This is a genomic window from Rhodoferax sp. RT5P35 (assembly GCF_056521385.1).
Genome location: NZ_JBWMAX010000002.1, coordinates 54685 through 75826, shown reverse-complemented (window position 1 = coordinate 75826; position 21142 = coordinate 54685). Strand labels below are relative to the sequence as shown.

General features: G+C 62.3%; 20 protein-coding genes. 12 read left to right on the top strand and 8 right to left on the bottom strand.

What is annotated here, in order from left to right:
• Positions 1–182: 182 nt before the first annotated feature.
• Complete coding sequence (locus AC097L_RS02490; protein WP_479584530.1) at positions 183–1421, top strand: HD-GYP domain-containing protein; 1239 nt, start codon at positions 183–185, stop codon at positions 1419–1421.
• Positions 1422–1454: 33 nt separating this feature from the next.
• Complete coding sequence (gene queA, locus AC097L_RS02485; RefSeq protein WP_479584529.1) at positions 1455–2540, top strand: tRNA preQ1(34) S-adenosylmethionine ribosyltransferase-isomerase QueA; 1086 nt, start codon at positions 1455–1457, stop codon at positions 2538–2540.
• Here the strand turns inward: queA and AC097L_RS02480 are convergent.
• Together AC097L_RS02480 and AC097L_RS02475 are read right to left on the bottom strand one after the other, a co-directional pair.
• The gene (locus AC097L_RS02480; RefSeq protein ID WP_479584528.1) at positions 2522–2896 is read right to left on the bottom strand and encodes a PIN domain-containing protein; all 375 of its coding nucleotides are present in this window, start codon (positions 2894–2896) and stop codon (positions 2522–2524) included. The genes queA and AC097L_RS02480 overlap by 19 nt on opposite strands.
• Positions 2893–3117 (bottom strand): AbrB/MazE/SpoVT family DNA-binding domain-containing protein, encoded by a 225-nt coding sequence (locus AC097L_RS02475; RefSeq protein ID WP_479584527.1) that lies wholly within the window; start codon positions 3115–3117, stop codon positions 2893–2895. Before AC097L_RS02475 ends, AC097L_RS02480 begins: the two co-directional genes overlap by 4 nt.
• 101 nt (positions 3118–3218) lie before the next feature.
• Between AC097L_RS02475 and tgt the strand changes: the two genes are divergently transcribed.
• On the top strand, positions 3219–4409 hold the full coding sequence (gene tgt, locus AC097L_RS02470; protein WP_479584526.1) for a tRNA guanosine(34) transglycosylase Tgt: 1191 nt from the start codon (positions 3219–3221) through the stop codon (positions 4407–4409).
• Between the two features lie 7 nt (positions 4410–4416).
• Here tgt and mrdA read toward each other — a convergent pair whose 3' ends face one another.
• The 4 genes from mrdA to AC097L_RS02450 all read right to left on the bottom strand — a co-directional run bounded on the left by mrdA (position 4417) and on the right by AC097L_RS02450 (position 9106).
• Positions 4417–6462, bottom strand: a complete 2046-nt coding sequence (mrdA, locus tag AC097L_RS02465) for a penicillin-binding protein 2 (protein ID WP_479584525.1) — start codon at positions 6460–6462, stop codon at positions 4417–4419.
• Complete coding sequence (mreD, locus tag AC097L_RS02460; RefSeq protein WP_479584524.1) at positions 6459–6989, bottom strand: rod shape-determining protein MreD; 531 nt, start codon at positions 6987–6989, stop codon at positions 6459–6461. The genes mrdA and mreD overlap by 4 nt, the downstream gene beginning before the upstream one ends.
• Before the next feature lie 25 nt (positions 6990–7014).
• On the bottom strand, positions 7015–7932 hold the full coding sequence (gene mreC / locus AC097L_RS02455; protein ID WP_479584523.1) for a rod shape-determining protein MreC: 918 nt from the start codon (positions 7930–7932) through the stop codon (positions 7015–7017).
• 130 nt (positions 7933–8062) lie between these two features.
• Positions 8063–9106, bottom strand: a complete 1044-nt coding sequence (locus AC097L_RS02450) for a rod shape-determining protein (RefSeq protein WP_295952839.1) — start codon at positions 9104–9106, stop codon at positions 8063–8065.
• A 272-nt stretch (positions 9107–9378) separates the two neighbouring features.
• On the opposite strand from AC097L_RS02450, the gene gatC reads away from it, so the two are divergent.
• Genes gatC through gatB form a run of 3 tightly spaced genes read left to right on the top strand, consistent with a single transcriptional unit; the run spans position 9379 to position 12634 of the window.
• On the top strand, positions 9379–9678 hold the full coding sequence (gatC, locus tag AC097L_RS02445) for an Asp-tRNA(Asn)/Glu-tRNA(Gln) amidotransferase subunit GatC (RefSeq protein WP_479584522.1): 300 nt from the start codon (positions 9379–9381) through the stop codon (positions 9676–9678).
• 15 nt (positions 9679–9693) lie between these two features.
• Positions 9694–11166 (top strand): Asp-tRNA(Asn)/Glu-tRNA(Gln) amidotransferase subunit GatA, encoded by a 1473-nt coding sequence (gatA, locus tag AC097L_RS02440; protein ID WP_479584521.1) that lies wholly within the window; start codon positions 9694–9696, stop codon positions 11164–11166.
• Position 11167: 1 nt separating this feature from the next.
• Positions 11168–12634 (top strand): Asp-tRNA(Asn)/Glu-tRNA(Gln) amidotransferase subunit GatB, encoded by a 1467-nt coding sequence (gatB, locus tag AC097L_RS02435; RefSeq protein WP_479584520.1) that lies wholly within the window; start codon positions 11168–11170, stop codon positions 12632–12634.
• Positions 12635–12712: 78 nt separating this feature from the next.
• On the opposite strand, the gene AC097L_RS02430 is transcribed toward gatB, so the two are convergent.
• Both AC097L_RS02430 and pyrE read right to left on the bottom strand, forming a co-directional pair.
• Positions 12713–13306: a DUF4124 domain-containing protein gene (locus AC097L_RS02430; RefSeq protein ID WP_479584519.1), complete on the bottom strand. Its 594-nt coding sequence runs from the start codon at positions 13304–13306 to the stop codon at positions 12713–12715.
• 29 nt (positions 13307–13335) lie between these two features.
• Positions 13336–14028 carry an orotate phosphoribosyltransferase gene (gene pyrE / locus AC097L_RS02425; protein ID WP_479584518.1) on the bottom strand — a complete coding sequence of 231 codons (693 nt, stop codon included), beginning with the start codon at positions 14026–14028 and terminating at the stop codon, positions 13336–13338.
• A gap of 11 nt (positions 14029–14039) precedes the next feature.
• On the opposite strand from pyrE, the gene AC097L_RS02420 reads away from it, so the two are divergent.
• The 6 genes from AC097L_RS02420 to AC097L_RS02395 all read left to right on the top strand — a co-directional run bounded on the left by AC097L_RS02420 (position 14040) and on the right by AC097L_RS02395 (position 21103).
• The gene (locus tag AC097L_RS02420) at positions 14040–14855 is read left to right on the top strand and encodes an exodeoxyribonuclease III (RefSeq protein WP_479584517.1); all 816 of its coding nucleotides are present in this window, start codon (positions 14040–14042) and stop codon (positions 14853–14855) included.
• Positions 14856–14868: 13 nt separating this feature from the next.
• Positions 14869–15897: a LacI family DNA-binding transcriptional regulator gene (locus tag AC097L_RS02415; RefSeq protein WP_479584516.1), complete on the top strand. Its 1029-nt coding sequence runs from the start codon at positions 14869–14871 to the stop codon at positions 15895–15897.
• A 105-nt stretch (positions 15898–16002) separates the two neighbouring features.
• On the top strand, positions 16003–17028 hold the full coding sequence (locus AC097L_RS02410) for an ABC transporter substrate-binding protein (protein WP_479584515.1): 1026 nt from the start codon (positions 16003–16005) through the stop codon (positions 17026–17028).
• Between the two features lie 36 nt (positions 17029–17064).
• Entirely contained in the window at positions 17065–19236 is a 2172-nt protein-coding gene (locus AC097L_RS02405; RefSeq protein ID WP_479584514.1) for an ABC transporter permease, read from the top strand.
• Complete coding sequence (locus AC097L_RS02400) at positions 19233–20309, top strand: ABC transporter ATP-binding protein (protein ID WP_479584513.1); 1077 nt, start codon at positions 19233–19235, stop codon at positions 20307–20309. The genes AC097L_RS02405 and AC097L_RS02400 overlap by 4 nt, the downstream gene beginning before the upstream one ends.
• The gene (locus AC097L_RS02395; RefSeq protein WP_479584512.1) at positions 20306–21103 is read left to right on the top strand and encodes an inositol monophosphatase family protein; all 798 of its coding nucleotides are present in this window, start codon (positions 20306–20308) and stop codon (positions 21101–21103) included. The genes AC097L_RS02400 and AC097L_RS02395 overlap by 4 nt, the downstream gene beginning before the upstream one ends.
• Positions 21104–21142: the final 39 nt, after the last annotated feature.

The following is a 21142-nucleotide window of genomic DNA, read 5'->3' as shown; positions in this document are numbered from 1 at the left end:
CAGAACGCGTGCACCCACAGCGGCGGGCAGGCAGCGCCTTGGTCCAGGGCGCTAAGTAAACCTCGCACACGCTTGTAAAGTGAACGTATCATATTGTTTCATGTGTCGTTTGTTGCGCGCACCCTGTCCTTGTCGTTGTGACCCCTTTTGCCTGTCTTTTCTCCCCCCCCCCGCAGCGTTTTATGCTCAAACGAATCAACGTCCAACAACTCACTCTGGGGATGCATATCGACGGATTCTGCGGCCCGTGGATGGACCATCCTTTCTGGCGCAACCACTTTGTGTTGACGGACCCCAATGACATTGACCGGGTATTGGCCAGCGCCATCCAAGATGTGTGGATTGACACCAGCAAAGGTCTGGACGTGCCGCCCGGTGCCGAAACGGTGCGGCAGGCTGCAACCATCCAGGCGGTAGTGCAGGAAATTTTGCAGGCCGACGCCCCCACACGCGACACCTCCCCCACCTCGGCCGCAGACGAATACGCCCGGGCGGCGGAAATCTGCGCCAAGTCCAAGCACGCGGTGATGGCCATGTTCCAAGAGGCGCGTATGGGCAACGCGATCGATACCGAGTTGGCCCACGCCCTGGTGCGCGAGGTGTCCGACTCGGTCATCCGCAACCCGGGAGCCATGATCAGCCTGGCCCGGCTGAAGAATGCCGACGACTACACCTACATGCATTCGGTGGCGGTGTGCGCGCTGATGATTGCGCTGTCGCGCCAGCTCAAGCTGGACGAGGAGCTAACCCGCTCCATGGGTTTGGCTGGCCTGCTGCACGACCTGGGCAAGGCCATGATGCCGATGGAGGTGCTGAACAAGCCGGGCAAGCTGACCGATGCCGAGTTCCAGATCATCAAATCCCATCCGGTGCAAGGCCACCGCATGCTGGCAGAAAGCGGGGTAGTGAACGACATAGTGCTGGATGTGGTGCTGCACCACCATGAAAAGACCGATGGCACCGGCTACCCCGACCGGCAAAAAGGCCAAGACATCAGCCTGTTCGCCAAAATGGGAGCGATTTGCGATGTGTACGATGCCATCACGTCCAACCGCCCCTACAAGAGGGGTTGGGACCCGGCCGAATCGCTGAAAAAAATGGCCGAATGGACCCATGGCCACCTGGACCCGCAGATATTCCAGGCGTTTGTCAAAAGCCTGGGCATCTACCCCACCGGATCGCTGGTACGGCTGGCCTCGGGCCGCCTGGGCGTGGTGATGGAGCAAAGCCCCAGCTCGCTGCTCAAGCCTGTCGTTAAAGTGTTCTTCTCCACCAAGTCCGATGTGCGTATCCCGCCCGAAGTGCTGGACCTGTCGGCATCGGGCTGCAAGGAAAAAATCACCGGCCGCGAAGACCCCGAATTCTGGCGTTTCAAGGACCTGAACGAACTGTGGTCGGGCATGGCGCAACTCAACGGCTAATCCTGTCGGCTTTTCTGGGTTCCAATTGGGGCCATGCTTATTCCTGAAACCCCCTCCCGCAGCTTCACGCTCAGCGACTTCGATTTCGTCCTGCCCCCCGAGCTGATCGCCCAGCACCCCGCTGCCGAACGCAGCGGCTCCCGCTTGCTCGATGGCACCGGCGAAGCCCCCGCAGACCGCATCTTCCACACCCTGCCCAGCCTGCTAAAAGCCGGGGATTTGCTGGTGTTTAACGACACCAAGGTACTCAAAGCCCGCTTGTTTGGCGAAAAACCCAGCGGCGGCAAGGTCGAGCTGCTGGTCGAGCGTGTGCTCACCGGCAACCAGGTGGCGGCCCACATGCGGGTCAGCAAAAAGCCCGAACCGGGCACCACCATCACCCTGGCCGGTAAAGACGGGGAAAGTGGCTTTTGCGCCACCCTGCTGGGCCGCTGGCCCGATGTCAATGGCACGCTGTTCCGCTTTGTGCTGAGCAACGACGCGGGCGACGACCCCTACACGCTGATGGAGCGCCATGGCCACATCCCGCTGCCGCCCTACATCACCCATACCGACTCCGAAGAAGACGCACTGCGCTACCAGACCGTGTTCGCTAGTCGCCCCGGTGCCATCGCCGCGCCCACCGCCGCCCTGCACTTTGACGAGGCACTGCTGGCACAGCTAGAAGCCCGGGGCGTGCAGCGCGCCAGCGTGACCCTGCACGTGGGGGCCGGTACGTTCCAACCGGTGAAGACCGAAAATATCGCCGAACACCAGATGCACAGCGAGTGGTACGCGGTGCCCGAGGCCACCCAGCAAGCCATTGCGGAATGCAAAGCACGCGGTGGCCGCGTGGTCGCCGTGGGCACCACCACCGTGCGCACCCTGGAATCCTGGGCCCAATCCGGCCTGGCCACGGGCGACACCCGCATCTTCATCACGCCGGGCTTTGTGTTCCAGCACGTGGACTTGCTGGTAACCAATTTCCACCTGCCAAAATCCACCTTGATGATGCTGGTGAGCGCGTTCGCGGGTTATGAACGCGTGATGGCGCTGTATGCGCACGCGATTGCGCAGCAATACCGCTTTTTCAGCTACGGCGATGCGATGCTGCTAGCCCGTCAGGATTTGGCGAAGTAGTTCACGCCGGGCAGGCCCTGGTAGTCCACATCTTGCGTCCAGAAAGTGGCCTGGAACTCCTGGGCCATGCTGTACATCGCCGCGTCGGCCATCGCCAAGCCGTGGGCCGCCGCAGCGCTGGACGCAGCCATCGCACGGGCGTCGGTGAGGTCCAGCACGCGGCCCATGCGCATTACGTTCAGGGCCGATGCCACCACTTGCGCGGGCACCTGGCGGCTGAGGATTTTGTGCACTTCGTACAAGGCGATGACCGGAACCAGAAGCTGGGCGCGGTCTTCAATCACTGCTGCAAATAAATCGGCGCGCGGCGTATCCAGCAAATATTCAATCCAGCCCGAAGAATCGACGACGTTCATTCAAACGTCCGATCTGGCTCTTTCTCGGGCTCGATATCGCCCAGGTCATACCCCTTGAGCATGCCCCGGTAGGCACTCATAGGCAGCTCGGGCGTAATCATCAAGGCTTTACCCTTCAATTCAAAAACAATCCGCGACCCCGCCGTCAGGCCCAGCTTGGCGCGCATGGCGGCGGGCAGGGTTACCTGCCCTTTACTCGACACAATGGCTTCGGCTTGCATGATGCGCTTTCCTTACTTATAAATAAGTAAAGCATACTCTAAAGTAAAGCAAATGCAATGTCCGCGCGAGCTTACAGCGCCACGTCCGTAAAATCGTACCCATGCTCCAATTCGACCTGCTCCAAACCGACACCCCCACCGCCACTTCCTCTGGTACCCACGCACGCAGGGGCCGCCTGACGCTAAACCACGGCGTGGTGGAAACCCCCATCTTCATGCCCGTGGGCACCTACGGCACCGTCAAGGGCGTGATGCCGCGCAGCCTGATCGAGATGGGCGCGCAAATCATCTTGGGCAACACCTTCCATTTGTGGATGCGCCCCGGCCTGGACGTGATGACCCAGTTTGGCGGCCTGCACCAGTTCGAAAAGTGGAACAAACCCATCCTGACCGACAGCGGTGGCTTCCAGGTCTGGAGTCTGGGCGAGATGCGCAAGATCAGCGAAGAAGGCGTGAAGTTCTCGTCGCCGGTCAACGGTGACAAGCTGTTCCTGACGCCCGAAATCAGCATGCAGATCCAGACCACGCTGAACTCCGACATCGTGATGCAGTTCGACGAATGCACGCCCTACGACACCAAGGGCCACATCACCACCGAGCGCGAAGCCCGCACTTCGATGGAGCTCAGCCTGCGCTGGGCCAAGCGCTGCCAGGCCGAATTCGCCAAGCTGGAAAACCCCAACGCCTTGTTCGGCATCGTCCAAGGCGGCATGTTCGAGAACCTGCGCCAGGAATCACTGGACCAGCTGGTGGAGATGGACTTCCCCGGCTACGCCGTAGGCGGTGTCAGCGTGGGTGAGCCCAAAGGCGAGATGCTGCGCATCATGGCCCACACGCCGCACCGCCTGCCTTCCCACAAGCCGCGCTACCTGATGGGCGTGGGCACACCCGAAGACTTGGTGCAGGGTGTGGCCGACGGCGTGGATATGTTCGACTGCGTCATGCCGACCCGCAATGCGCGCAACGGCACACTCTTCACCCGCTTTGGTGACCTCAAAATCCGCAATGCCCGCCATAAAACCGACGCGCAGCCGCTGGATGTCACCTGCACCTGCCACGCCTGCGCGGGCACCAGCGGCGTAGCCTACGCCGATGGCGGCCGCGACGGCTTCAGCCGTGCCTACCTGCACCACCTGGACCGCTGTGCCGAAATGCTCGGCCCCATGCTGGCCAGCATACACAACCTGCACTACTTTTTGAACCTGATGTCTGAAGTGCGGGCGGCGCTGGATGGGGGGGCGTTTGGCGCGTTCCGAGCGCAATTCAAGGCGGACAGGGCACGAGGGGTCTAGCCCATTCTTAACGGCGGCTGGCCGCAGGCACCACCAAAGCCGATGCCGGCAGCACCGGCTTGGAAGCAGTTGCCGTGGGGGCCGAAGCCGCTGCCGACGCAGGCAGCGCAGGGTTGCCTGGCAGGCCTGGCACATCGGCCACCGCCAGTGGCGTGCCAATCGGGGCCTGGGCCAGGCCCTGGCGCACACCGGCCATATCGAGCTCGTTGGGGTACTGGTGCAGCAGCCAGTAGTCGAACACCCGCCGGGCAATAGGGGCGGCGGTGGCACCGCCCCAACCGGCGTTTTCCACCACCATGGCCAGGGCGATTTGTGGGTTGTCGGCTGGCGCAAAGGCTATATACAGGCCGTGGTCGCGGTAGCGTTCAGCGATTTTGGCGTTGTACTTTTCGCCCTGCGCGATCGTCACCACCTGGGCGGTGCCGGTCTTGCCCGCCGCCACGTAGCCCGCGCCCCGGAAGGCGGTGGCACCGGTACCGGCGATGTTCACGCCGACCATGGCTTTTTTGATGATGTCGATGTTGGCCGGTTTGGCAATGGATTCGGCCTTGATCTCCGTCAGGGTTTTTTGTACTTTGCGGGTGACCACATCCACCACTTCCTGCACCAGGTGGGGCTTCATCTTCACACCGTCGTTAGCGATCACGGCGGTGGCCTCGGCCAGTTGCAGCATGGTGAAGTTGTTGTAGCCCTGGCCAATGCCCAGCGAAATGGTTTCCCCGGCGTACCACTTTTGCTGCTCGGGGCGCTTGTAGGCACGCCGCTTCCAGTCAGTGGACGGCAGAATGCCGCGCACTTCGCCGTGGATGTCGATGCCGGTGAGTGCACCAAAACCAAACTTGCTGATCTCGTCGTGCATCAGGTCCACGCCCATGTCGTTGGCCAGCATGTAATAGTAGGTGTCGCAGGATTCGACGATGGATTTATACATGTCCACCGTACCGTGGCCGGCTTCCTTATCGTCGCGGAAGCGGTGGCCTGCCAGCATGAAGTAGCCGGGGTCAAAAATGGTTTGCTGCGGCGTGCGTTTGCCGGTTTCCAGTGCCGCCAGGGCCATGAAGGGCTTGTAGGTAGAGCCCGGCGGGTAGGTGCCGCGCAGGGCGCGGTTCAGCAGCGGTTTGTCGGGCGAGCCGTTCAGCGCGGCCCAGCTGTCGGCGTCAATGCCTTCTACAAACAGATTCGGGTCAAACGTGGGTTTGCTGACAAACGCCAGCACCTCGCCGGTTTTTGGGTCCAGCGCCACCAACGCGCCACGGCGGTCGCCGTACAGGTCTTCCACCAGTTTTTGCAGCTTGATGTCGATCGACATGACCACGGTGTTACCGGGCGTGGCAGGGTTGCTGGCCAGCTTGCGCACCGCGCGGCCTCCGGCCGAAGTTTCAATTTCTTCCACCCCGGTCAGGCCATGCAATTGCGTCTCGTAACTTTGCTCTACGCCCAGCTTGCCGATGTACTCGGTGCCCTTGTAGTTGTCTTCGTCGTCCGAGTCGTCAATGCGGGCTTTTTCGGCCTGGTTGATGCGGCCGATGTAGCCGATCACGTGGCTGGCGAGTTCGCCAAACGGGTAGTTGCGGAACAACCGGGCCTTGATGTCCACACCGGGAAAGCGGTAACGTTGGGCAGCGAAGCGGGCCACCTCCACATCGGTCAACCGGGTGCGGATAGGCAGAGACTCGAAGTTGCGCGACTCTTCGGCCAGCTTCTTGAAGCGTCGACGGTCGCGCAGCTGGATGTCTACCACCTGGGCCAGCGCGTCGATGGTCTGCTCCAGGTCGACCACTTTGCTGGGGGTGATCTCCAGTGTGTACGCCGAGTAGTTGCTGGCCAGCACCACACCATTGCGGTCCAGGATCAGGCCCCGATTGGGCACCACGGGCACGATGGCCGTACGGTTGTTTTCAGCCTGCTCCAGCAGGTCGTCATGGCGCGTGATCTGCAGATACGACAGCCGTGCCACCACCCCGCCAAACGCTAGCACCACAACCACCCCGGCAGCCACCAGCCGCATGCGAAAGCGGTAAATCTCGGCGCCAACGTCTTTAAGTTCGGTCACAGCGGGCGGGTCTTGTCAGGATCAGGAGCCATGCGTTGCGGAGCCAACAACAAGATGCTGACCAGCGGCCACAGCACGGCTTCCAGCAGCGGAGCCAGCAGCAGCGACCAACCGGGGAAGGTGCCACCGCCCAGCATGCGCAGCACAAACTCCACCAGGTGCGCCGCCACAAAAAGCGGCAGCACCTGCATGGCCTGAGAGGGAACGGTGAACCACAGCAGACGACGGTGCATGGCAATCGCCAGAAAGCTCAGCACCGAATACGACAGCGCGTGCTGGCCCAGCAGGCTGACCTGGTGGACATCCATCAACAGACCGAACACAAAGGATGTGCCGATGGCCACGCGTTGCGGCTGGTGCACGCTCCAGAATACCAGCACCACAGCCAGCAGGTCGGGCACCCAGGGCGCGCGGCCCCACAGGCCCATGTTTTCTGCCATGTTGAACAGCAGGGCCAGCACGAGGCTGACGCCGATGAACACCGGGTTGGCAGGCAGCAGCAACTGCTGGCCGGGGCGCATGATCATAAGAGGCTCCAGCGCACATTCGGCATTATTTTCTAGCTCCTTTTTTAGGAGCAACAACAACCGGAGCGGGTGGCATCTCGGGCATCTGTGACGCCACCGGCTGCAGCACCAGCACATGCTGCGGACCGGCCACCTGGGCCACCGGCGTGCAGTAGATACGGGCAAAAGCCGAGTCGGCACGGCGTTCTATCTTGGCGATTTTGGCGACCTGCAGGCCCAGCGGGTAGACCCCGTCCACGCCGCTTGTGGTCAGCACGTCGCCCACCTGCACATCCGAATTGCCCGCCATGAAACGCAGCTCCAACTGGCCACCGTACGAGGCCGGGTCGCCATAGGCCACGCTGCGCGCACCGGTACGGGTGTTCAGCACGGGGATGGCCTGGTCGCGGTCGATCAGCAAGGTGACCTCGCTGACCATCGGGTAGGCGCGGGTCACCTGGCCCAGCACACCCAAGCCGTCGAGCACCGGCGAGCCCGCCACCACGCCATGGGTTGTGCCTTTGTCGATGACCACTTTGTGGGTGTAGGGATCAGCAGCGTCGTACAGCACTTCAGCGCTCTGGGCAGGGGTGGTAATCAGGCTGCGCAGCTCCAGCAACTGGCGCAGGCGGGCGTTTTCCAGGGTGAGCTGCTCTACCTGCCCGGCGCGTACCGACTGGGTCACCAACTGGCGCTGGGCGGTATCGGCCTGGGCTTGCAGGCGTGCTTGGCTGGCGAAATAGGCGCTGCCGCCCAGCACCAGGCGGATGGGTTCAATCACCGCCCACTGCACCGGGTACAAAGCCGTGGCCAGTCCGGCACGCAGGGGGCGCATCAGCACAAAGCGCGCATCGGCCACCATCAAAAACAGGGCCAGCGCGCTAAAAAAAACAAGTTTGCTCAGGGCCGAGGGGCCCTGGTTGAAGAACGGGGGCGGGGTCCTGTCCAGCGTACCGAGTGGCATCGCCCTACCTCTGGTTGGCGTGTTCTGTTTCGTTCCTAATTCAGTTCGAGATTAGGCGCAAAGCCGCAGGCAGTGCTGTAGCACGGCAAGGCGAAGCAACTACATATCGCATTGAAGTTGGAGCGAAACACTATTCGCTGGTGAAGATCGAGCCCAAACGCTCCATGCGTTCGAGTGCGATACCGCAGCCACGCACCACGCAGGTCAGCGGCTCTTCGGCCACCAGCACTGGCAGACCGGTTTCTTCGGCCAGCAAGCGGTCCAGGTCGCGCAAGAGCGCGCCGCCACCGGTCAGCATCATGCCGCGGTCGGCGATATCGGCACCCAGTTCGGGCGGGGTTTGTTCCAGTGCGTTCTTGACCGAGGCCACGATGTTGTTCAGCGGATCGGTCAACGCTTCCAGAATTTCGTTGCTGGAAATGGTGAAGCTGCGCGGCACGCCTTCAGATAGGTTGCGGCCCTTGACTTCCATCTCTTTGACTTCGGAGCCGGGGAAGGCCGAGCCGATGTTCTTCTTGATGGCTTCGGCGGTAGGCTCGCCGATCAGCATGCCGTAGTTGCGGCGGATGTAGTTGATGATGGCGTCGTCGAAACGGTCGCCGCCCACGCGCACACTGCCCTTGTAGACCATGCCGCCGAGCGAGATCACACCGACTTCGGTGGTGCCGCCGCCGATGTCCACCACCATGGAGCCGCTGGCCTCAGACACCGGCAAACCGGCCCCAATGGCCGCTGCCATGGGTTCTTCGATCAGGTAGACCTCGGAAGCACCCGCGCCCAAGGCGGACTCACGGATGGCGCGGCGCTCGACCTGGGTGGAGCCGCAGGGCACGCAGATGATGATCCGCGGGCTGGGGCGGAACACCCCGCGCGGATGCACCATCTTGATGAACTGCTTGAGCATCTGCTCGGTGACGGTGAAGTCGGCAATCACGCCGTCTTTCATCGGGCGGATCGCCTCAATGTTGCCGGGCACTTTACCCAGCATGGCCTTAGCTTCTTTGCCCACTGCCTGGATGGTTTTTTTGCCTTGCGGCCCGCCCTCGTGGCGGATGGCGACTACGGACGGTTCGTCGAGCACGATGCCCTTGCCGCGTACGTAAATCAGGGTGTTGGCAGTGCCAAGATCAATGGCCAAGTCGGTGGAAAAGTACCGACGGAAAGTCCCAAACATGCAAAATCCTCTCAGGCATGGCCTGCACACCGGCACGCCATCGCCGTGGTAATACGGTTCTAGATAGACATCACTTTGGCAGTGCCCAGGTTGTGGGCAATATGCCCGCCACCCGGGTTCTGCAAAAGTTTTAAATAGGTTTCTTGGCGCAAAACATTGCCACGCAGTGGCCGCGCGACCAAAGGCGGGATAATACCGCATCTCCTGTGGCTAACCTGCGCCAACTGCGCGGAAATCCCTCTTTACTGATCGTTTGCAACCCTGTTTAAGACATGGCACTGACCCTCCCTGAACTCGACCGCATCGCCAACCTGGCCCGCCTTGAACTCCAACCTGCCGAACGCGACCGCCTGCTGAACCAGCTCAACGGCTTCTTCGGCATCGTTGAAACCATGCGCGCCGTGGACACCAAGGGGATTGAGCCCCTGGCCCACCCGGTGGCCGTGATGCACGACATCGTGCTGCGCCTGCGCGACGACGTGGTGAGTGAGCCCAACCAACGCGAAGCCAACCAGCAAACCGCGCCCGCCGTCGAGCGGGGCCTGTTCCTGGTTCCCAAAGTCATCGAATAAAGCGTCCGCAACTCCATGAGCCTTCCTACACAGCTACACGACCTGGGCGTGGTCGAACTGGCAGCACTTCTGCGCGCCCGCACAGTTTCCGCCATTGAAACCACCCAGCACTTTCTCGCCCGCGCCAAAGCCCACGCACCACTCGGTGCCTACCTGGCCATGGACGAAGCCGTCAGCCTGCGCCAGGCCATCGCTGCCGACGCCCGACTGGCCAACGGCACGGCAGGCCCGCTGGAAGGCGTTCCCATGGCGCACAAGGACATCTTTGTCACCAAAGACTTCCCCACCACCGCGGGCTCCAAGATGCTGGACGGCTACCGCTCATCTTTTGATAGCACAGTCGTTAGCCAACTCGCAGGCCAGGGCGTTATCACACTAGGAAAACTGAACTGCGATGAATTCGCCATGGGCTCGGCCAACGAGAACTCGGCCTTCCAACCGGTACTGAACCCCTGGGACACCACACGCATTCCGGGTGGCTCGTCGGGCGGCAGCGCAGCCGCAGTGGCCGCGCGGCTGGTGCCTGCGGCTACGGGTACCGATACCGGCGGCTCCATCCGCCAACCGGCCTCGTTTTGCGGCATCACTGGCATCAAGCCCACGTATGGCCGCGCATCCCGCTATGGCATGGTGGCGTTTGCCTCCAGTCTGGACCAGGCCGGCCCCATGGCCCGCAGCGCCGAAGACTGCGCCCTGCTGCTGTCTGCACTGTGCGGCCCGGACCTGGACCGTGACTCCACCTCGCTGGACATCCCCGCCGAAGACTACAGCCGCAATCTGAACGACTCGATTGATGGCCTGCGCATCGGCATCCCCGCCGAGTTTTTTGGGGCAGGCCTCAGCGCCGACGTACGCGCCGCGGTCGATGCCGCCTTGCAGGAGTATGTGAAGCTGGGTGCCAAGCTCGTGCCCATCGCCCTGCCGCGCACCGAGATGGCCATTCCCGTGTACTACGTGATCGCCCCGGCCGAGGCCTCCAGCAACCTGAGCCGCTTCGACGGTGTGAAGTTTGGCCACCGCGCCGACAAGTACACCGACCTGATCGATATGTACAAAAAGACCCGCGCCGAAGGCTTTGGCGACGAGGTGAAACGCCGCATCATGATAGGCACCTACGTACTGAGCCATGGCTACTACGATGCCTATTATCTGCAGGCGCAAAAAATCCGCCGCATGATCGCCGACGACTTCCAGCAAGCCTTCAAGCAGTGCGACGTGATTGCCGGGCCGGTTGCGCCCACCGTCGCCTGGAAGCTGGGCAACAAGTCGGCCGACCCCGTGGCCGCCTACCTGGCCGACATCTTCACCCTGCCCTCGTCCCTGGCCGGTTTACCGGGCATGAGCATTCCCGCTGGCCTGGGTGAAGGCGGCATGCCTGTAGGCCTGCAACTGATTGGCAACTACCTGCAAGAAGCCCGGCTGCTGAACATTGCGCACCGGTTCCAACAGGCTACCGATTTCCACCTGAGCAAACCCGCCGGTATCTGACATGAGCAAAGCTACAACCTCCCTGCTGGTGCAGGGCTACGAAGTCGTCATCGGCTTCGAAACCCACACCCAGCTCTCCACTGCCAGCAAGATTTTCAGCCGCGCCTCCACCGCCTTCGGGGCCGAGCCCAACACCCAGGCCTGCGCTGTCGATCTGGCCTTGCCCGGTACGCTGCCGGTAATGAACAAGGGCGCGGTGGAGCGGGCCATCCAGCTTGGGCTGGCGCTGGGTTCCACGATTGCGCCGCGCAGTGTGTTTGCGCGCAAGAACTATTTCTACCCCGACCTGCCCAAGGGCTACCAGATCAGCCAGTTCGAGATTCCGGTGGTGCAGGGCGGCTCGGTGGAGTTCTTCCTGGGTGACGAGAAAAAGACCGTGCGCCTGGTGCGAGCGCACCTGGAAGAAGACGCAGGCAAATCGTTGCACGAGGATTTCATCGGCCAGACCGGCATCGACCTGAACCGCGCCGGCACGCCGCTGCTGGAGATCGTGACCGAGCCCGACATGCGCTCCAGCGCCGAGGCCGTGGCCTACGCCAAGGAGCTGCACAAGATCGTCACCTGGATCGGTATCTGCGACGGCAACATGCAGGAGGGCAGCTTCCGCTGCGATGCCAACGTCTCGGTGCGCAAGCCTGGGGCCGCGCTGGGCACGCGCCGCGAAATCAAAAACCTGAACAGCTTCAAGTTCATGCAGCAGGCGATTGACTACGAGGTCCGCTGGCAGATCGAGCAGATTGAAGACGGCCATGCCATCCAGCAGGCCACCGTGCTGTTCAACCCCGATACCGGCGAGACCCGCGCCATGCGCACCAAGGAAGACGCGGCCGACTACCGCTACTTCCCCGACCCCGACCTGCCGCCGCTGGTGGTGGTGGCGGAGTGGGTGGAGCGCGTACGTTCCGAAATGGCCGAGCTGCCGCGCGTGATGGCAGCGCGGTTTGGTGCGGATTACGCTTTAAGCGAATACGACGCCACCGCGCTGACCCAAAGCAAGGGCATCGCCCGCTACTTTGAAGCCGCGATTGCCGCAGGCCAGCCCGCGCAGCCCAAGCTGGCGGCCAACTGGGTGATGGGCGAGGTGGCCCGCCGCCTGAACGCGCAAGACCTGGACATCGCCCAAGCCCCCGTGGCCGCCGACAAGCTGGCCAAACTGCTGGACCGGATTGCCGACGGCACCATCTCCAACAACGCCGCCAAGCAGGTGTTTGATGTGCTGTGGACCGACGCGGATGCCCAGGTGGATGCGGTCATTGAGGCCAAGGGCTTGAAGCAAATGAACGACACCGGCGCGCTGGAGGCCATCGTCGACACGGTGATTGCCGCCAACGCCAAGAATGTGGCCGAGTTCAAAGCGGGCAATGAGAAGGCACTGAATGCTCTGGTCGGCCAGATCATGAAGGCCAGTGCGGGCAAGGCCAACCCTGGGCAGGTCAACGCGCTTTTGAAAGCGAAACTGGCAGGGTAAGCTAAATTATTTGTATGCTTTTTAGGCCACTAGCGCATATAAAACATACGCTAGTAGCTATCAAATAAATAGCAAATACTAGTTGACCACCCCCGCCCACAGCGGCTTGAGCCGGGCCAGTTCTTCGTCGAAGCGGTCGTTGACACGCTTTTTCTCCAGCTGCTGGTTGGCGATGAAGCGCTGCTGGGCAACCAGGTTGTCCTGGAACTCGGTGACGCGGCGCTTGAGATAGGCCGGGGCTTTGCTGGGGTCGTTTTGGTAGAACTCCAATTCGCTGTCCAGCGCCTTGCGCTGCTCGGCCAGTTCGGCCATGCGCTTGTTGGCGGTCTGGATGACGGCATCCACCTGGGTCAGGGCACTGGCACGCTCGGCATCGTGGGCGGCCTGGTTCTGGTAGCGGGTGAGCAGGGCGCGGTTACGGCGGCGCTCGTCATTGACGCGGGCACGGTCTTCGGCCTCTTTTTTGTCCCGGGCTTCCTGGACGCTGACCTCTTGGGCGGTCAGAGTAGGGCCTAAGCTGCGTTTGATGGTACCGCTGGCATTGAGCTCTTTTTGCTCGCGGTCCATGCATTCGGGGATGGGCCGGTCGGAGGTGATTTTTTTGCCCCGGCTGTCGGTGCAGGTAAAAATGCCCTGCGCAGAAGCCGCACTGAGCAGACCACTGCACAGCACGCTGATGCCCCAAACCCTAGCCCGACATATCACATAGTTCCTTCATCAACTCCGTAACGCTGCCGGTAGGCTAGCACCCGTGGGTAGTGGGCCCCTAGCCCATCTGTATCATTTTGTTGCAAGTATTGCAGCAAGTCGGCGAGCTTGGCAATAGTGCAGACTTGCATGCCGAGCTGCTTGCGTACAAATTGCACTGCACTGTGCGGAACATCACGGCCTCCCTCGGTGGCCATCTCCTGGCGGTCCAGCGCAATCACCACGGCGTGGGGCGTGGCACCTGCGGCCTGGATCAAAGCAATCGACTCGCGCGCGGCAGTTCCAGCCGACATCACGTCGTCCACGATCAACACCCGGCCCTTCAGCGGCGCGCCTACCAGGCTACCGCCTTCGCCGTGGTCCTTGGCCTCCTTGCGGTTGTAGGCAAATGGCAGATTGCGGCCCTGCCGCGCCAGCTCGACCGCCACCGTGGCCGCCAGCGGTATGCCCTTGTAGGCGGGGCCAAAAATCATGTCAAACTCAATGCCGCTGTGGAGCAAAGCCTGTGCATAGAATTCGGCCAGACGCTGCATGCGGGCACCGTCGTCAAACAGCCCGGCATTGAAGAAATAGGGGCTCATGCGCCCAGCCTTGGTTTTGAACTCGCCAAACCGCAGCACCCCGGACTCCACCGCAAACTGTACAAAATCCTGCGCTAAGCTACTGGGCGCATTGCTAAACACCATGGGGAAAATCCTTGTTCAAATTAACCAGCCTGAATCTCAACGGCATCCGTTCGGCCACCAGCAAAGGCGTTGAAGCCTGGATTGCCAAGATTGCCCCGGATTGTATTTGTGTCCAGGAAGTCAAGGCCCAGGCCGCCGATATGCAGGGCAAGTTTGAGCAATTGGCAGGCTTGCAAGGGCACTTTCACTTTGCGCAAAAGAAGGGCTACTCGGGTGTGGGTGTGTACACCCGGCATGCGCCCAGCGATGTGGTGATTGGCTACGGCTCCACCGAATTTGATGCCGAGGGTCGCTACGTGGAGCTGCGCTTTGACACCCCGACCCGCAAGCTGTCCATCATCAGCTGCTACTTCCCCAGTGGCTCGTCGGGGGAAGACCGGCAACTGGCCAAGTTCCGCTTCCTGGCCGAAATGGGGCCCTACCTGGCCAGCCTGCGCAAAACCCGCGAATTCATTCTGTGCGGCGACGTGAACATCGCCCACCAGCAGATCGACCTGAAAAACTGGCGCAGCAACCAGAAGAACAGCGGTTTCCTACCCGAAGAACGTGCCTGGATGACCTACGTGCTGACCCACCCTGAAGCCGCCGAAGCCGCAGGCTTGGGCCTGGTTGACGTGTACCGCATGCTGCAGCCCACCACCACCGACACCGCTTACACCTGGTGGAGCAACCGTGGCCAAGCCTACGCTAACAACGTAGGCTGGCGGCTCGACTACCACTTGGCCACGCCCGTGCTGGCGGCCTTGGCGCGCAGCGAGCACATCTATAAAGAGGTGAAGTTCTCTGACCATGCGCCCATCACGGTGGAATACGAACTGACGCTGTAAGCGCCCCTCCGCCATGACCACAGAGAACCCCTCCGGTTGGATTACCGCGGCCGATGTCGCGCGCAAAGCGGGTGTGTCCCGCTCGGCGGTCTCGCGCACCTTTACCGAAGGTGCCAGCGTGTCCCCACAAACCCGCGAGAAAGTACAGCGCGCGGCAGAGGCGCTGGGTTACCAGGTGAACATCTTGGCGCGCAGCATGATCCAGCGCCAAAGCAACTTGGTGGGGGTGGTAGTCAAAGGCTTTGACGACCCGTTTCTGCAAAGCCTGCTCGGGCCTATTACCCACCATCTGGCGTTGCGCTCACTGGCCCCGCTGCTGATGGATGCCAGCGAGCCCGCGCAACTGGCCAAGTCCTTGCGGCATCTGTTGCAGTACCGGATTGCGGGGGTGATCCTGACATCGGGCACGCCGCCCATCCAGCTTGCCAAAGAGTATTTGCGCCTGCAGGTACCCGTGGCCATGATCAACCGCGCGCCCGACATGGAGGGCGTGGATGTGGTCAACAGCGACCATTTTGAAGGGGGTGCGATGGCCGCACGGGCCCTGCTGGCCACGGGGGCGCGCACACTAGTCTTCCTCAGCTCGGCAACCGCTACCTACAGCGCCAGCGTGCGCGGTGAAGGCTTTGTGCAGACACTGGCGGCGGCAGTGCAGCGCGGTGAGGTAGTGTTGCGGCGCATGGAAGCGACGGCGGCCACCTATGCCGGCGGATTCGAAGCCGCACATGCCCTGCTGGCCGATGCACAGGCCCGGCCTGACGGTGTGTTTTGCGCCAACGACGTGCTGGCCTGCGGCTTGGTGGATGGTGCGCGTCGGCACTTTGGCTTGCACGTGCCCAAGGATTTTCAGGTCATCGGCTTCGATGACATTCCGATGGCGGGCCTGTCCGCCTACGCGCTGTCTACCGTGCGCCAGGACGTGGACGCATTGGCCGAAGCGGCTGTCACCTGCCTGGCCGAGCGCATGCAGGAACCCGACATGCCCGGCCGCATGCTGCAGCTCCCCGTGGCACTGGTCGAGCGCTCCACCCTGCGCCCGTAACCCCCTCTCAGGGAAGACCCTAGATCACATTTTTCGCTATTCGCCTTACATTGCACACGTGTGCAAAGCACTTCAAAAATGTGCGACCTACTTTGGATACAAACCATGCAACGCCAACTGACCCGCCAACTCGTCTTATCTTCCCTGCTGCTCTTGCCGCTGGCGAGCCAGGCGGCCGACCACCTTAACGTACTCTGCGCAGCCGACAACGACTGGTGCGAGCTGATGCGCAATGCGTTTGAAAAAGAGACCCAGGTGGAGGTCTCCATGGTGCGCAAAAGCGCCGGTGAAATATTTGCCCAGATCCGCGCCGAAGCCAGCAACCCCAAGACCGACATTTGGTGGGCAGGCACCGGCGACCCGCACCTGCAAGCGGCCGCCGCCGGTTTCACCGAAGTCTATAAATCCCCTTTACTGGACAAGCTGCAGCCTTGGGCGCAGAAGCAGGCCGAAATTTCCGGCTACCGCACCGTCGGTATTTACGCCGGTCTGCTTGGCATTGGCTACAACCCCGAACTGCTTAAGCAAAAAAAGCTGGCGCCTCCACAGTGCTGGAAAGACCTGCTGAATCCGGCCCTGAAGGGCGAGATCCAGATCCCCAACCCCAACTCCTCGGGCACCGCATACGCCACCATCGCCACCCTGGTGCAGCTACAAGGCGAAAACGAAGCCTTTACGTTCATGAAAAAAATGAACGACAACGTCAGCCAATACACCAAAAGCGGCTCGGCCCCCGCCAAAGCGCTGGCACGTGGTGAAACCGCTATCGGCATCACCTTTCAACACGATCTGCTAAAGGAAGCCGTGGCCGGCTTCCCGGTTGAAATCGTCTCGCCCTGCGAAGGTACGGGCTACGAGATCGGCTCCATGAGCCTGGTCAAAGGTGCCAAGAACATGGCCACGGCCAAGCGCTTCTACGAATTTGCGCTGCGGGCCGACGTGCAATCTCTGGCGGTCAAAGCAGGTTCGTACCAAGTGCCCTCCAACAAGGCAGCCAGCATCCCACCCAAGGCACCGCGCCTGGAATCGATCAAGACCATCAACTACGACTTTGCCAAATACGGCAGCGAAGAGGTGCGCAAGCGCCTGCTTAAACGCTGGGACGACGAGATCTTCTCGCTGCCCCGTTGAGCCCCCGACACACCACCCAACAGAGAGATACGGCTTGTGAATAAGTCTTTACGTGGCTGGCTGTTGCTGGCCCTGGTCGCCAGCGTGCTGATGCCCTGGCACGCCCAAGAAACGGGCTTCTTTGGCGGCGAATGGCTGGCCGCCGGTTGGCCCGGCAGCGACACCACCGCCTCCGCAGTGTGGCAGGTGCTGCAGTTCCAGCGCTGGGGCCTGCTGCCCCTGGTGCTGTGGCCCATCGCCGCGGGCCTGCTCAGTCTGGCCCCCTGGCAACGCCGTGTACGGGGCGGCGCTGTGTGTGGGCTGGCACTGGCCGCCCTGGTATGGCTGGCCTACCTGGGCTGGGGCCCTGCCGGTACAGGGTTGCCAGGCCTGGGCTGGGGTGCACTGCTGTTCACGGCCAGTGCCGTGTTTGTGCTCAGCAACGGTGCGGCCTGGATGGGCGCCTGCCGGGGCGATGTCTTCGTGTGCGGCGTGATCGCCATGCTGGCCGCTCTGGTGGGGCTGTTTGTGATGTTCCCTGTGTTGCGGGTATTGGCAAGTGCGTTCGAGCAGGAGGCAGGCTTCAGCCTCCAGGCCGCGTGGACCCGTGTGGCCGATGGCCGCATCTGGTCGCTGGGCTGCGTAGGTGGTGCCCGCGGTTGCGGCGTGGCCTGGAACACCTTGTTTCTGGCGCTGTGCACCGCGGCCGGTTCCACCCTGCTGGGCTTGACTTTTGCCCTGGTGGTGACGCGCACCGGCTTCCGCTTCAAACGCATTCTGCGAGCGCTGACAGTGCTGCCCATCATCACGCCACCGTTCGTTATCGGCCTGGCACTGATTCTGCTATTTGGGCGCAGCGGTGTGGTTTCGGCCTGGGTGGCGAGTGCCTTCGATGTGCCCGCCGGGCGCGGCCTGTACGGTTTTTACGGTGTCTGGCTGGCGCAGCTGCTGTCGTTCACGCCTATCGCCTTCATGGTGCTGATCGGCGTGGTTGAAGGCGTGAGCCCGTCGGTAGAAGAAGCCTCGCAAACCCTGGGCGGCACGCGCTGGACCACCTTCTGGCGCATCTCGCTGCCGTTGATGCGGCCCGGCCTGGCGAATGCCTTTCTGGTGGCCTTCATCGAGAGCATGGCCGACTTCGGCAACCCCATGGTGCTGGGCGGCAATTTTGGCGTGCTGTCCACCGAAATCTACTTCGCCATCGTCGGTGCGCAAAACGATGGCGGTCGCGCCGCCGGGCTGGGCCTGATCCTGCTGGTGTTCGCGGTCAGTGCCTTCATGGCGCAGCGCCACTGGCTGGGCAACAAGTCCTACACCACGGTGACCGGCAAGGCCGACAATGGCCAGCACGCCGGGTTGGACCGCCGTCTGTCTGCCGTGCTGGCGGTCATCGCCACGCTATGGACCGGTTTCACGCTGGTGCTGTACGGCATGATTCTGGGCGGTGGCTTTGTCAACCAATGGGGCCGTGACAACAGCTTCACCCTCCGCCACTACACCAGTGCCTTTGGCATCGAATCTGACGGCCACGGGCTGCGCTGGATCGGTACCGCCTGGGACTCGCTGTTCACCAGCCTGATGATTGCCGGGATATCCGCGCCCCTGACCGCCGCCCTGGGCCTGATGGCCGCCTGGCTGCTGGTACGCCAGCGCTTTGCGGGCAAGGGAGCATTCGAGTTCGCCACCATGCTGAGCTTTGCCATCCCTGGCACCGTCATCGGTATCAGCTACATCCTGGCCTTCAACATGCCACCGATCGAACTGACCGGTACCGCCGCCATCCTGGTGCTGTGCTTTGTATTCCGCAACATGCCGGTGGGCCTGCGCGGCGGCATGGCGGCCATGAGCCAGCTCGACCGCAGCCTGGATGAAGCCTCCACCATGCTGGGCGCCAACAGCTTCACCACCGCCCGGCGGGTGATTTTGCCGCTGATGCGCCCGGCCCTGAGCGCAGCGTTGGTGTACAGCTTTGTGCGTTCCATCACCTCGATCAGCGCGGTGGTGTTTCTGGTCAGCGCGAAATACAACATGGCCACGGCTTACATCGTCGGGCTGGTGGAAAACGGCCAGTACGGCATCGCCATTGCCTATTCCAGCGCCTTGATCGTGGTGATGCTGGTCATCGTGCTGGCGGCACAAAGTTTGGTCGGCAAACGGCGTTTGCGCCGCGTCGAACGGGTTGAGGGCTCCGCACCGGCCCCTGTCTATTCCTTAAAGGTTGAATCATGAGTGTTGCAACAACGCAGGGTGCGCTGGTCTTCGAACGCGTCACCAAACAATACGGCAAGGTCGTTGCCGTCAACGATGTGTCCTTCAGCATTCCGCAAGGCACGCTAGTCACCCTGCTCGGCCCCAGCGGCTGCGGCAAGACATCCACACTGCGGCTGATTGCGGGCCTGGAGCATGTAAGCCAGGGCCGCATCTTTATAGGCGGCCAGGATGTCACCCAGCAGTCGGCCATCGAGCGCAATGTCAGCATGGTGTTCCAGTCGTACGCGCTATTCCCGCACATGACGGTGCTGGAAAACGTGGCCTACGGCCTGGAAGTCGGCGGTGCCCGCAAGGCCGATGCCCGCGCGCAGGCCCTGGAAGGCCTGCGCTTGGTCGGCCTGAACGACTACGGTCCGCGCCTGCCCAGCGAACTCTCGGGCGGACAGCAACAGCGCGTAGCCGTGGCCCGCGCCCTGGTGCTGAAACCCCAGGTGCTGCTGCTCGACGAGCCGCTGTCGAATCTGGACACCAAGCTGCGCCGCCGGGTGCGCGAAGAAATCCGCGAGATCCAGCAGCGCCTGCAACTGACCGCCGTGTACGTCACCCACGACCAGGAAGAGGCCCTGGCCGTGTCCGACCAAATCATCGTCATGAACCAGCAGCGCATCGCCCAGCAGGGCACGCCGCGCGAGCTCTTCGACACCCCTGCCGACGAATTCGTGGCCGACTTCATCTGCGATGCCAACCGCGTCACCGGCGAAATCCTCGGCCACGTGTCCGCCGGCCACGCCGACTGTCTGGTTGGCGGCCTGGCGTTACAACTGGCGAATCCGCGCGCCTACCGTGGCGAGATCCGCATTGCAGTACGGCCCGACGCTGTGAATCTGAGCCCAGCCAATAGCCAGCACATCCTGGTCGGCCAGGTGCGCCACGCGGCCTTTTTAGGCACCGAAATGCAGTACGCGGTGGAGTCGCCACTGGGTGAATTGTTTGTGCGGCAGACCGATGTGCAGCAGCCACTGGCAGTCGGTTCCTCGGTCGGTATTGGTTTTGCGAAACACGGTATCTGCATCGTGGGAGGCCGGACATGAGCGCCGCAGGTATTGCCGCGCGCTACGCGCTAGCGCAAACCATCGCCCGCCAGGCTGGGCTACAGGCGCTCGAATGGTTCCGCAAGCGCGACCAATTGGTCATTGAGTCCAAGGGACTGCAGGACATGGTCAGCGCGGCCGACAAAGACACCGAGCTGTACATCCGCGCCAAGGTGCTGGCGCGCTTTGCCGATGACGGCTTTCTGGGCGAAGAAGGCGGACTCGACCACGCCGATGCCGACTACCTATGGGTGATCGACCCGATCGACGGCACAGCCTGCTTCGTCAACGGCATGCACGCCTGGTGCCTGTCCATTGCGGTCATGCATGCAGGCAAACCGGTGATCGGCGTGGTGTTTGACCCGAACAGCGACGAGATGTTCCACGCCTGCGCATGCCAGGGCGCGTTTGTGAACCAGTTGGCGATGCAGGCCCACAGCGCCAGCAGCATCACCGAAGGCGTGCTGGGCGTGGGCTTCTCGCACCGGGTGCCGGTGAGTGCTTTTGTGCCTTTCCTGGACCGGTTGCTATCGGGTGGCGGCATGTTCATCCGCAACGGCTCCGGGGCGCTGATGCTGGCGTATGTGGCTGCGGGCCGGCTTATTGGTTACTACGAACCGCACATCAACTCCTGGGACTGCCTGGCAGCCATCGTCCTGGTGCAGGAAGCAGGGGGCCAGGTGAACGACTTCCTGGCCCACAACGGTCTGCACGACGGCAACCCCATCATCGCTGCCGGTGCCCACGTGTATGGGCCGCTGCTGGCGCTGATTGACCCAGTCATCACGCTGTAACGCTCGGTTACTAGATTACGGCCTCCAACCTTATCCCCC

Excerpts from the sequence above, each read along its gene's own strand:
- AC097L_RS02490 (WP_479584530.1), top strand. The coding sequence starts at position 183 with ATGCTCAAACGAATCAACGTCCAACAACTCACTCTGGGGATGCATATC.
- queA (WP_479584529.1), top strand. The coding sequence starts at position 1,455 with ATGCTTATTCCTGAAACCCCCTCCCGCAGCTTCACGCTCAGCGACTTC.
- AC097L_RS02480 (WP_479584528.1), bottom strand. The coding sequence starts at position 2,896 with ATGAACGTCGTCGATTCTTCGGGCTGGATTGAATATTTGCTGGATACG.
- AC097L_RS02475 (WP_479584527.1), bottom strand. The coding sequence starts at position 3,117 with ATGCAAGCCGAAGCCATTGTGTCGAGTAAAGGGCAGGTAACCCTGCCC.
- tgt (WP_479584526.1), top strand. The coding sequence starts at position 3,219 with ATGCTCCAATTCGACCTGCTCCAAACCGACACCCCCACCGCCACTTCC.
- mreD (WP_479584524.1), bottom strand. The coding sequence starts at position 6,989 with ATGATCATGCGCCCCGGCCAGCAGTTGCTGCTGCCTGCCAACCCGGTG.
- mreC (WP_479584523.1), bottom strand. The coding sequence starts at position 7,932 with ATGCCACTCGGTACGCTGGACAGGACCCCGCCCCCGTTCTTCAACCAG.
- AC097L_RS02450 (WP_295952839.1), bottom strand. The coding sequence starts at position 9,106 with ATGTTTGGGACTTTCCGTCGGTACTTTTCCACCGACTTGGCCATTGAT.
- gatC (WP_479584522.1), top strand. The coding sequence starts at position 9,379 with ATGGCACTGACCCTCCCTGAACTCGACCGCATCGCCAACCTGGCCCGC.
- gatA (WP_479584521.1), top strand. The coding sequence starts at position 9,694 with ATGAGCCTTCCTACACAGCTACACGACCTGGGCGTGGTCGAACTGGCA.
- gatB (WP_479584520.1), top strand. The coding sequence starts at position 11,168 with ATGAGCAAAGCTACAACCTCCCTGCTGGTGCAGGGCTACGAAGTCGTC.
- pyrE (WP_479584518.1), bottom strand. The coding sequence starts at position 14,028 with ATGGTGTTTAGCAATGCGCCCAGTAGCTTAGCGCAGGATTTTGTACAG.
- AC097L_RS02415 (WP_479584516.1), top strand. The coding sequence starts at position 14,869 with ATGACCACAGAGAACCCCTCCGGTTGGATTACCGCGGCCGATGTCGCG.
- AC097L_RS02410 (WP_479584515.1), top strand. The coding sequence starts at position 16,003 with ATGCAACGCCAACTGACCCGCCAACTCGTCTTATCTTCCCTGCTGCTC.
- AC097L_RS02400 (WP_479584513.1), top strand. The coding sequence starts at position 19,233 with ATGAGTGTTGCAACAACGCAGGGTGCGCTGGTCTTCGAACGCGTCACC.
- AC097L_RS02395 (WP_479584512.1), top strand. The coding sequence starts at position 20,306 with ATGAGCGCCGCAGGTATTGCCGCGCGCTACGCGCTAGCGCAAACCATC.